Here is a 10,620-nt window from a genome sequence, read left to right as displayed (position 1 = left end):
TGTGGTTCCCGATAGCATTCAGAGCAAAAAAACGTCGGAGAAGACGGTGAATGATGCTGCAGTAGCGCAGATGCGGCGGCAGAATCCGGATAAGATCGAGCGGTGTTAAAGAATGTGGTTATATTCAATGCGGTGGCACGGCAATAGCAGATGAATTCACTGATTCAGGTGAGTAACATTATCGGCGTGATTCAGGGCATCGCGGAACAGACCAATCTGCTCGCCCTGAACGCTGCGATTGAAGCGGCGCGTGCTGGTGATCATGGACGTGGATTTTCGGTGGTGGCAGACGAGGTACGCGCCCTTTCACTGAACACCCAACAAGCCACCGAGGAGATACGCGCATTGCTGGATTCTCTGCATACCCGGGCTGGCACCGCGGTTAACACCATGCAGAAAGGCCGCATCATGGCGCAGGAAAACGTGGAGCTATCCGAGCAGGTTTATCGCCTGATCGAAACCGTATCGAGTGATATCGACCGTATCAATCAGTTAAACCTGCTCATCGCGACGGCCACTGAAGAGCAGGCCCAGGTGACCCACATCACCCGCGAAAATCTGACCAACATCAGCCAGGCCACAACCCGCACCGAAGACAGTGCACGTTCTAACAGTGACGCCAGCCGCTCCCTGGAGCAACAGTCTGAACAACTGCGTAAGGTGCTGGCACAGTTCAAGCTGTAACGCCCTACTCACTAGAAAAGAAAAGGCGGGCACTGATATCAGCGACCGCCTTCTTTCCAAACACCCTCTGGCACTAACCGACCTTCAGATCAAACTGCCGTGGCCAGTCCCGATAGTTAAAAACCTGCCCCTCCTGCCGGATACGGGCGATCTCGCTTAGATCCAGATCGGCATACACCCAGCCAGGCTTTTCTGAATCGCCTTCAGCCAATATGCCGTTGTCCGGGAATCCATAGTCGACCGGCGTATACACACTGGCGCGTCCGGTATTGATATCAACTGCCTCCGACCAAGCAGCCTCACCAAAGGTTGGTGACTGCACCACATAACACTGATTTTCCAACGCCCGCGCCTGGCAACCCAAACGAACACGGTGGAACCCCGCTTGCGTATCGGTGCAACTCGGCACCAGAATCAGATCGGCCCCGGCCTCCACCTGCTGACGGGCTATCAGAGGAAACTCCGAGTCGTAGCAGATGTTGATCGCTATTTTGCCGAAGCCCGTGTCGAACACCCGGATCTTGTCTCCGGCGGAGATCAACCACTGCTCGTTCTCAAAACGTGTCATCACCAGCTTATCCTGCGAGCCAATCACGCCGTCCGGACCAAACACAGTTGCGCGGTTCAGGTAGCTGCCGTCTTCCCGCTGTACCGGGTAACTCGCCCCCAGAATCAGCAGATCAAACCGTTTAGCCAGTGCCAAATGTAACCCTTCCCAGTCCGGATAGATCGACTGCATCGCGTCCAGCTGCTTACTGAGGTCTGAGTAGATCACTTCACCGAACAGCGACGCCAGTTCCATGCTGCCGTATTCCGGAAACACCAGCAGCTTAGCGCCCTGCCCGGCCGCATCGCTCACCCAATGTTCCAGCTTATCGGCATAGTCAGACCAGTGCTCAAAGAAGCCAATATCGTATTGTGCGACCGCAATCCTGAGCTTTTCCATCACAGAGCCTTCATCCAAAACGTCATCGGCTTGGCGGACTGCTCGGCTTCATCCAGATCTTTCCAGCTGTAGGTCGTCGCCAGTTCCGGTGTCTTGTGGTATCCACGCTTCTGCCAAAACCTGTCCAGTGGTTCGTAGTCCGCAGGCCGACGGGGATGATCTTCAGGGCGCTCCACGGCACAGAAACAACTGTGCGTAAAGCCACCTAGTTTGGCGGCATGGGCTTCGCGCTGCTCAAAAAACGCAACACCCACACCCAGCCCCCGATACTGCGGCAGCAAGACGGACTCACCGCAATAGTAGATCCCATCGGGGTTGTAACCTGCGTCGATAAAGGGCTGCTTAAACTCGATGGTTTCGTTGGCCATCGGTATCGCAGTCGACGCGCCAACCACCTCATCGCCATCAAACACCAGAACAATCACACTGTCCGGTGCCTGTACGTAGGTGTTCAGGTATTCCTCTTCATACGCCAGATCGCCGTCGTACAGATAGGGAAACTCGCGAAATACGCGTATGCGCAGCGCTGCCAGCGCCGGGATGCAGTCCTTTAACGCCTCGCCGCTAACCGACTGGATTTTTAACACTCGTCTTACTCCGCGACCTGCGTTACCGGGAGACCTGTTCAATCCAGTCCTGCAGGTTGTAGTAGTTGGTGATGCGCGCCACTTTACCGTCTCTAATCTCGAAAAAGGCGCCTGCGGGCAGATCGTATGTCTGACCGTTTGCCTCTGGCAAGCCCTCATCCGTGGAAAGGTACTCGCCCAACACCCGAAACTCCACGGCCGCCCGACTTCCCTCTTCATTGCTGCTGATAGACAGGTCAACAATCTGCTCACGATAGTGGGCATTCATCCGATCCATAAACGCTGCAAACACCGCTTTACCCACTTCGCGGCCGCCTTGGTTGATATCGTGCACGACATCTTCGGTCAGCAGGTTCAGGAAGGCCTCCATATCCTGGCGGTTAAAGGCGTCATAGTACTGCTGCAACAGTTCAACGGTGTTCTTGTTCATAGCTACTTAAATCTATCCACGACATGGTCGGGTATAACCACCCAACAAAAGAGCTGTTCGATCGGTACGAGATAAATACGCACCGTCCATCAATGCGCTGTTCTCACCATTCAGAGGCTGAAATCAGCTGACCCCACAGTGAATCAGGAATACGCCGGCAGCACTGCTCTCTATGCGACAAAAAAGCCAGCTATACGTCGCTACAAGTAAATTTCTATCAAAAACGCCCGTCTATACTGGACCAGATTCCATTCATACTTTGGTCTAAAAGCCTAAACAATAAGAACAACAAACTCTCCCAACACAAAAAATAATTACAGGGCCGAATGCAGTTATGAAAATACGTACAAAGCTACTGGCTGTAATAACCATCTCCGTGGTCATTCCAGTCTTTGTCATTTCATCATTTGCCATCTACAAAGCGCGGGAAGCCGCTTTGAACAACTTCAGGGATAGTGCCGCCAAAGAGATCACCCAGATAGATAATGCGTTCTCGATCTTCTTCAAAGGGATCGCCGACAACGTATCGTTCCTGGCTGAACACCCTTTGGTAAAAGATGACAGCTTCACACTTTCTAACTTCACCCAGGGGCCGGGTAACTTCAAAAGCCATATCGCAACCGGCGGTAAAGAAGCAGAACTGTACAAGCTGTACGAGAAGTTTGGCGAAACCCACCCAGGATTGGCCTACGTATACGGTGGCCGCAGTGACGGCGGCTATCTGGCCTGGCCCGATGTGCCGATGAAAGACCCATACGATCCACGCGGACGTCCGTGGTACAAAAAAGCGATGGAGAACCCGAATCAGGTAGGCCGTACCGGTGCCTATTACTGGGCGGGTGACGACGCCACCTACGTGGGCACAGTAAAAGCGGTTACGAACGAGCAAGGCACCGTGATCGGCGTGCAGGCGATGGATGTGTCCGTAAAAGAGCTCACCGAGATCGTGAAGAACATCAAGATCGGCGATGCCGGACACGTGCTGCTGATTGAAGATAACGGCACCGTGCTGGTTGATCCGAAGATCCCTGATCACAACTTCAAGAAAGTCACCGAAATCGACACTCCACTGTTCAAACAACTGCTAAGCACTAACTCCGGCTTGCTGGAGATCGAGCGTGACGGTGAAACCTACCTGGCAAACATCGTGCAGTCTGAGTCCCTGGGTTGGCGTTTTGTCGCACTGGTACCGGAGAGTGAAGTCTTTGCCACCGCCAACCAGATTGCGTGGCTTTCCGTCGTGATTGCGGCGGTATTGAGTGCCATATTTATCGTCATCGGCGGTATCGTCGCCCGACTGATCACTCTCCCGATAGATAACGTTGCCGGGATGCTGAAAGGTATTGCTGACGGTGAAGGGGATCTAACCGTCCGCCTAGAGATCATGTCCCGGGATGAAGTAGGTGAACTCGCTACCTCCTTCAACAAATTCATCGAAAAGATGCAGTCGATTATCCGCCAGATCGTCGGCCTTTCCGATGAACTGAAAACCAGCTCTGTAGCTGCCGCTGAAAGCGCCAATATGTCGCTCTCCGAGGTTAAACAGCAGCTTGATCAGATCACCCTGGTCGCCACGTCTGTGGAACAGATGTCCTCAGCAACTCAGGAGATCGCCGCAAATGCGGAACTGACCTCCCACACTGCCAGCGAAAGTGCTGAATACAGTGCTCACGGCCAATCAGTGGTGATGAACGCGCGTGACTCCATCGGCAATCTCGCCACCGAAGTGGGGAATGCCTCCGAGGTAATCAGCCGTCTAAGCGATCACTCTCAGGAGATCAACAGCATCCTTTCGACCATTCAGGGCATTGCGGAGCAAACCAACCTGCTTGCACTGAACGCCGCAATCGAAGCGGCACGCGCAGGCGAACACGGCCGTGGCTTTGCCGTTGTCGCCGATGAAGTCCGGGATCTGTCACAGAAAACCACCCGCTCCACCGACGATATCCGTAACATGATCAGCACACTGCAGTCTGCCACGCAGGAAGCGGTCGATATCATGAAACGTAGCGAATCGATGGCGCAGGGTACCGTTGAAGAAGCCAACCAGGCCTACGAGCAACTGACACAAATTACGGAATCTGTGAACAATATTCGTGATATGTCGGCCCAGATCGCGACGGCAACGGAAGAGCAGAGTTCAGTGAATGCAGGTATCGCCGACAACACCAGTCAGATTAAGGATATCGCCGACCAGATGTCCGCGGATGCCGACTCCCGACTGGAACGCTCCCGCACGCTGCACCGACTGTCCGAAGGCATGCATGAACAGGTCGGACTGTTTAAGGTTTAAACTGAATTATACCTAAACTCTCTTCGGCCCTGGTGCTCTCACCAGGGCCACCTTCCCGCCCCGTCTCAATATCATCACCTCTATTTCCTACCTCAAAACATGAGTAACGTGCCACGCCCAGCATGCAACCTTGGCACCAATATGCGATACAAAATTGAATCTCTATAAAAAGTACATGTTTACCTAATTTTTGAGCACCCATATACTTCTGATCGCAATTTATACATTCGTTAGCCAAATCTAATATAGGACGGCGATAACGCCAGTGATGACATGCTGCAGGATCGCGTAATCGTTGACTTCATCATTCAGTTACAAAGCTGCACCACCGCTCAGCAAAGTTACTGCCGTTACGCCGAGACGCTTGGGGGTTTTGGCATCAACGAATCGATCTACGCGATACTTCTCGGCGATAGTGACTACATCGCCTTCAGTGATTACCGCCAGAACTTTCTGGAGGCATATGAGGATGCCGGCGGCGCAGAAGCGGATGCAACGGTCTTCTGGAGTCAGCAGCGGAACACTCCACTGGTCTGGAATGACCCGATAAACAAGAGAATGGAGCTGCCGGAGAAATTCCATAAGGTAGAACAGATCTCAGCAGATTTTGATATTCAGTACGGCTTTACATTGCCTATCCATACCGGGGTCGAAGGATTCTGGGGATCATGCGGATTGAGTGCGTCCGGTATTAAAAAGCAGGCGTTTTTACAAGACGTATTGCCCTTTAAAGACCTGTTGATCGCCATATCAACCATCTTTGACATGCATGTTCGGCAGGTCAGCGGCAACCATATCCTTGAGCAGAGCACCGTCAGCACGCTGGAAGCACTGACCCCGATGGAGATCGAAACGTTGAAGTGGTTAGCCGAAGGATATTCCATCAAGCAGATCAGTGACGAGAAACTTCACCGCTCAATCGACAGCGTTAACATCTACATCCGCAACGCCAAAAAGAAACTAAACGCCCGCACCCGCGATCAGCTTATCGCCAAAGCCCTGATCCTGCGCCTTATTCCCTGACAGTACTCTTTGGCATGAATTCTTACAAAGTCACCGGTAGGTATACCTCTCCAGAAACAAAGATCATCAAAATGTAAGAATTACAGATATATGTAATTTGGTTGAAAAGGAAACTACTGTTTAATTAGCGGCCATTAAAGAAAGCACATCATTGGAAGAGATGCTATGCCCCTTTACCACCATGAATCTGCTACCTGCAGCGCTTGCAAGTCACATCTCAACAGTCAATCAGGTCATGCCATCTGTGACCTTCAGGGTGCGTTGTGGGAAGTAGACCCGGATTTTATCAAAATCATCCAGCAGAACCTGCCAGACGGTGAGCGCGGAAAACTGCCGTCGTTTGTCATCGCGCAGCTTAAGGATAAGGGCAGTTACATCTCCGATACAGTGCGTATCAAAGCATTTAGAAACAACGCCCGCACCTTCAAGCTTTGCGCGACCATTCAGTAAACCGGATCTAACAGTTTGCACAGGCCCCTCATGCTGCTCTTTTTCGATTCTCCTTCACCGAAGGAGCTGCAAACCGGACCTACCAATAACGAGCTACAGCTTATTCCGGATAGGTGTTTTTGCCGATCTCCCGCGTTTGGTGAGAGTCCCGGGCTGCCAGCAACGCCGGATATTCGGAGAAATCGTACAGATTTCGGAATTCCGCCCAGTCCAACAGTGCCAGCAGCGCAATGGTTGCCATATGCCACTCATCGAACGCCCCCTGCTCGGCCTGAGTATTCAGCCATGCCAACGTGTCTGGAATGCGCTCCAATTGCAGCTTGAACAGCAGTGTTTCTGGCGACACCTCCAGCCCGGAGCGCTTGCCCATAAACAGCACGATCAGTGAATCATTCACACCATCGATGGCTGCAATCAAATTCTGTTCGCAGATTGGTTGCTCAGGCAGTTGCTGCTTACGACGCAGGTATTCACAAATCACATGGGAATCGAAGACGGTCTGATCGCCATCCACCAGCACCGGCAACTTCTTGATCGGTGACACGGCTGCGTACTCGGCACGCTTTGCATCGTTATAGATATCTACCGCCTCAAAGTGGTAATCCATCCCATCCATCAGCATGCGAATCCGGCGTACATAAGGTGATGGCAGCGATCCATAGAGAGTCATCGACATGAGGTTCTTCCTTTACATGTAGGGTTTAAGAACTGAGCTGCAAGAGCAATAACATACCTTCGCCCGAATAGGCAAAAGGAAGGTCTTCAGCGGGGGCCGGATGGCAAAAATCGACGAAACAGTTCATCCGGAACCAAATCGTCGATTTCGCTTCTGCCCCCATCAAAGTTGGGCACTCTTTGACATTACTGGGATACAGCTATGGAATCCTTTGTCGTCTCCACCGGTTGTGTACGCGCAGCTTCGGTTACTGAAGCCACTTGATCGTCTGCGGAAACAACACCTGCCGCAGCAATGCGTTGAGCTACACGACGAGCAGCAGTAAACGAAGCCCAGGCCAGAATTCGAATCAACCGTGCCTCGTCACGATTGATGCTGTACACCGCCTCCACCAACGACTCATCGACCTGGTATGGCGCTTTAGCGATCACCAAAGCCAAGCGGGCTATGGCCCACTCCTCTCCCGTCAGTCCTTTGACCTCCTGATCAACCCATCCCCGGCTCATGGGCATCTGCTCTCCGTGCCATTGACTAAGGTTCTCTGCCACTAAGGCCTGGACCTGCGGCGATACCTCCTTCCGGGCTTCCTGTTCAATCACATGAGCCCAACGCGCGAGCGCTGCCGCTATCCGCTTATTGGGATGTGCCCATGTCATGTCTTCCGGCAAAGGGGCGGCGGGCAGCAGGGATAACGCCCGGGCGGGCTCTACATAGCTCTCCGTCGTACTCTTTAGCTCCTCACCAAACAACTTCAGTGCGGCAGACTTAACACCCTGCATCCCCATCGGTGCGCCAACTGGCTATCCATCCATCACCACATGGCTGAAGCGATTGATATGGCTCATCGCCATCATCGCGCCAATCACCTCAGGCATTTGCTCCTCCTTGAACGGGGCCGGTGGAATACCGTCAGGTCCCTCATTCGACAGGGCCAGAACCCACATCAGTCGCTCCCGAAGCACCGGGTCACTGATCTCCCCTTCCATTTCTGCGAAAATTTGTGAAGCGGCTCGGTGCTCGCCACTTCCGTGAACCAGACTGACCAGCATGTCTCCGCAATAGGGACAGTCATTGAGGCGGGAGAGCGTGGCACACATCGCATACTTGGTGGTGCGATCAACACGATCCGATACAAGCATCGTCTCACGTCCCGCCGTCCATATTCCCGCCAACAGCGGTGGCACCTTGGAGTGGCTGGTCAGGGAACCGTTGATAAAGAAATCATCCGCGATCATATCGTAGATCCGTTTAACCACACCGCTAGCCTCCTCTGTTGGTACGGATGTTACGTAGCGCATGGTTTTCACCGACATGCTATTAAACAACTGAGCTTTTAATTTACTGGGCAACATGGCTGGCCTCCGCTGTGTTTTTTGTTAGTACAGCTTCACCTTAATGCCGGGTAGGAAACCGGAATACTGCATGACATGTAGTAAACCACTACACTTTTTGTAGTCCCCCTTGCGTAACACCCGTGCAGAGAGAGATGCATGATCAAGTACAACCAGTTCTGTCCGGTTGCCAAAACCGCCGAGGTACTTGGTGAGAAATGGACATTGCTGATCGTAAGAGAGCTCATCGCTGGTGCAACCCGTTTCAATCAGATTCAACGGGCCATTCCGAAGATATCACCCACCACCCTGAACAAGCGTCTCAAGGAACTGCAAACACAGGGTGTCATCGTGCGGAAATCCATACCGGAACAGCAGGGGGATGAATACCAACTCACCGAAAGCGGACGGGAACTCTCTCCCCTGATTCACCAGATGGCACAATGGGGGATGCGCTGGGCACGACGCACCATGAGCGATGATGAACTGGATGTTGAACTGCTGATGGCAGATATCCAGAAACGACTGGATCCGGACAAACTACCCGGTGGTCGTGTGATTCTGAAATTCCACTACACCGATCTGATACGATTTGATCAATGGTGGGTAAAGATCGACAACGGCGAGGTGGAACTCTGCCTGGACAATCCCGGTTATGAGGTCGACGTCTATTTCACCAGCGATCTGCGCACCATGACGGAGGTATGGATGGGAGACACCAGCCTGGCGACCGCACAGGCGGATAAGCGCCTGAAAATCGTCGGCTCATCCATCTACCTCCATAACCTGAATTCCTGGTTTCCGCTCTTTGTATATTCACCAGCCAACCCGCATTCAGGAAGCCGCTAACATGCGCGAAACGACCGTACACATTTGCAGTCTAACCATTAATTCAAGATCAGCACCACTTAAGTTTTAAGTCCGTGACTATTTAAAAACAACCAGTTACGGTAGCCATCTCAACAACGTAAAGGAGATCAGGATGTCACAACAACGCGCAGTTCTTGCTGGGGGTTGCTTCTGGGGAATGCAGGATCTGGTCCGCAAAAAACCGGGTGTGATCAGCACACGCGTGGGTTACAGCGGCGGTGACGTAGAAAACGCCACCTACCGCAATCACGGTACTCATGCTGAAGCGATCGAAATACTGTTCGACCCGTCTCTGATCTCATACCGTCAGTTGCTGGAGTTCTTTTTTCAGATCCACGCCCCTTCCACGCCTAATCAGCAAGTAAACGACCGCGGTAGCTCATATCGCTCAGCAATCTATTATGTGGATGACGAGCAGAAACAGGTCGCCCTGGATACCATCGCGGATGTGGATGCCAGTGGCCTCTGGCCGGGCAAAGTGGTAACCGAGGTTGAACCGGTCGGTGCGTTCTGGGAAGCAGAACCCGAGCATCAGGATTACCTGGAACGCTTCCCTTACGGCTATACCTGTAACTTCCCACGTCCTAATTGGGTATTACCTAAGAAGCAGTAAAAAGGTTGATCGTTGATCATAGGCAACCTAAAGGTTGTCCTACAGATACGTTGTCGGCTAAATCCGAGGGTAAAATAGATTTCGCATCGTCACTATGAACGGTCGCGGTCGGCAGCCTAAAGGGCGTAAAAGAAGCCTGAAGGTGAACCTACAACGGGGGCGAGTGATCTTCCTCGCTCCCACGCTCTGAGTGGGAACGCATGCGCCCTCCAGCTGTAGAGTACGGATTCCCACGCAAAGCATGGAAACGAGCCGTAGGTACATGTAGGGCAGGCTTTAGCCTGCCGGTAGCCTGAATGGCTACCCTACAGCAATGGCGTATTTTCAGCCCCTTCGCGTTGACCAAATCACACCAAGAACGCCCATACCAGAGTTAAGCATCTCAGACTTCGCTCCCAAACCAGCGCAGTAAAAGCCCTCTGCTATACGGGCCATTAAAATTCGTTGTAGATACCATCTCTCCAGATATGCCTCAAGCATGTGCTAAGCAGCTTGAGGTATATATTCTCGTTGATTCTTCACCACGCCAAAGCAGATCTGGAGCAGCTTTCTCATCGCGGCGCCCAAGGCCTGCATTTTGGTCTTTCCGGCACTGAGCAAGCGATGATACTGCGTGTGGATTGCCGGGTTATGCTGCGTGGCGACGATTGCGGCCATGTACAATTTGGCTCGGATGCGGGATGGCCCTTCCTTGCTTAAGCTGGAGCGACCGCGTTG

13 protein-coding genes are annotated in these 10,620 nt (G+C 52.6%); 6 read left to right on the top strand and 7 right to left on the bottom strand.

Annotation, left to right across the window (positions count from 1 at the left end):
* Positions 1-150: 150 nt before the first annotated feature.
* On the top strand, positions 151-684 hold the full coding sequence (locus tag ACEQ15_RS11545) for a methyl-accepting chemotaxis protein (protein WP_370279341.1): 534 nt from the start codon (positions 151-153) through the stop codon (positions 682-684).
* A gap of 73 nt (positions 685-757) precedes the next feature.
* Here the strand turns inward: ACEQ15_RS11545 and ACEQ15_RS11540 are convergent, their stop codons facing one another.
* From ACEQ15_RS11540 to ACEQ15_RS11530, 3 genes are read right to left on the bottom strand one after another with little or no spacing between them, the layout of a single operon-like run.
* Positions 758-1,630 (bottom strand): carbon-nitrogen hydrolase family protein, encoded by an 873-nt coding sequence (locus ACEQ15_RS11540; protein ID WP_370279340.1) that lies wholly within the window; start codon positions 1,628-1,630, stop codon positions 758-760.
* Positions 1,630-2,217, bottom strand: a complete 588-nt coding sequence (locus ACEQ15_RS11535) for a GNAT family N-acetyltransferase (protein ID WP_370279339.1) — start codon at positions 2,215-2,217, stop codon at positions 1,630-1,632. The genes ACEQ15_RS11540 and ACEQ15_RS11535 overlap by 1 nt, the downstream gene beginning before the upstream one ends.
* A gap of 22 nt (positions 2,218-2,239) precedes the next feature.
* Positions 2,240-2,647, bottom strand: coding sequence for a ketosteroid isomerase-related protein (locus ACEQ15_RS11530; protein WP_370279338.1), 408 nt, complete (start codon positions 2,645-2,647; stop codon positions 2,240-2,242).
* 334 nt (positions 2,648-2,981) lie between these two features.
* Here ACEQ15_RS11530 and ACEQ15_RS11525 point away from each other — a divergent pair, with 334 nt between their 5' ends.
* The 3 genes from ACEQ15_RS11525 to ACEQ15_RS11515 all read left to right on the top strand — a co-directional run bounded on the left by ACEQ15_RS11525 (position 2,982) and on the right by ACEQ15_RS11515 (position 6,413).
* Complete coding sequence (locus ACEQ15_RS11525) at positions 2,982-4,940, top strand: methyl-accepting chemotaxis protein (protein WP_370279337.1); 1,959 nt, start codon at positions 2,982-2,984, stop codon at positions 4,938-4,940.
* A gap of 273 nt (positions 4,941-5,213) precedes the next feature.
* The gene (locus tag ACEQ15_RS11520) at positions 5,214-5,963 is read left to right on the top strand and encodes a LuxR C-terminal-related transcriptional regulator (RefSeq protein WP_370279336.1); all 750 of its coding nucleotides are present in this window, start codon (positions 5,214-5,216) and stop codon (positions 5,961-5,963) included.
* Positions 5,964-6,128: 165 nt separating this feature from the next.
* Positions 6,129-6,413, top strand: coding sequence for a hypothetical protein (locus ACEQ15_RS11515; protein WP_370279335.1), 285 nt, complete (start codon positions 6,129-6,131; stop codon positions 6,411-6,413).
* A gap of 100 nt (positions 6,414-6,513) precedes the next feature.
* Here ACEQ15_RS11515 and ACEQ15_RS11510 read toward each other — a convergent pair whose 3' ends face one another.
* From ACEQ15_RS11510 to ACEQ15_RS11500, 3 genes are all read right to left on the bottom strand, one after another.
* The gene (locus ACEQ15_RS11510; RefSeq protein WP_370279334.1) at positions 6,514-7,089 is read right to left on the bottom strand and encodes a glutathione S-transferase family protein; all 576 of its coding nucleotides are present in this window, start codon (positions 7,087-7,089) and stop codon (positions 6,514-6,516) included.
* A 185-nt stretch (positions 7,090-7,274) separates the two neighbouring features.
* A complete protein-coding gene (locus ACEQ15_RS11505) occupies positions 7,275-7,595 on the bottom strand; it encodes a hypothetical protein (RefSeq protein WP_370279333.1) in 321 nt (106 codons plus the stop codon).
* A gap of 294 nt (positions 7,596-7,889) precedes the next feature.
* Positions 7,890-8,441, bottom strand: coding sequence for a hypothetical protein (locus ACEQ15_RS11500; RefSeq protein ID WP_370279332.1), 552 nt, complete (start codon positions 8,439-8,441; stop codon positions 7,890-7,892).
* A 138-nt stretch (positions 8,442-8,579) separates the two neighbouring features.
* On the opposite strand from ACEQ15_RS11500, the gene ACEQ15_RS11495 reads away from it, so the two are divergent.
* Entirely contained in the window at positions 8,580-9,269 is a 690-nt protein-coding gene (locus ACEQ15_RS11495; protein ID WP_370279331.1) for a winged helix-turn-helix transcriptional regulator, read from the top strand.
* A 133-nt stretch (positions 9,270-9,402) separates the two neighbouring features.
* Entirely contained in the window at positions 9,403-9,903 is a 501-nt protein-coding gene (gene msrA / locus ACEQ15_RS11490; protein WP_370279330.1) for a peptide-methionine (S)-S-oxide reductase MsrA, read from the top strand.
* Between the two features lie 483 nt (positions 9,904-10,386).
* On the opposite strand, the gene ACEQ15_RS11485 is transcribed toward msrA, so the two are convergent.
* Positions 10,387-10,620: transposase (locus ACEQ15_RS11485; protein ID WP_370279329.1), on the bottom strand; the 234-nt coding region annotated here is incomplete at its 5' end.

This window comes from Pontibacterium sp., assembly GCF_964228735.1.
GTDB lineage: Bacteria > Pseudomonadota > Gammaproteobacteria > Pseudomonadales > Balneatricaceae > Pontibacterium.
The sequence above is the reverse complement of the archived record's forward strand: the minus strand, read 5'-3'. Positions and strand labels throughout refer to the sequence as shown.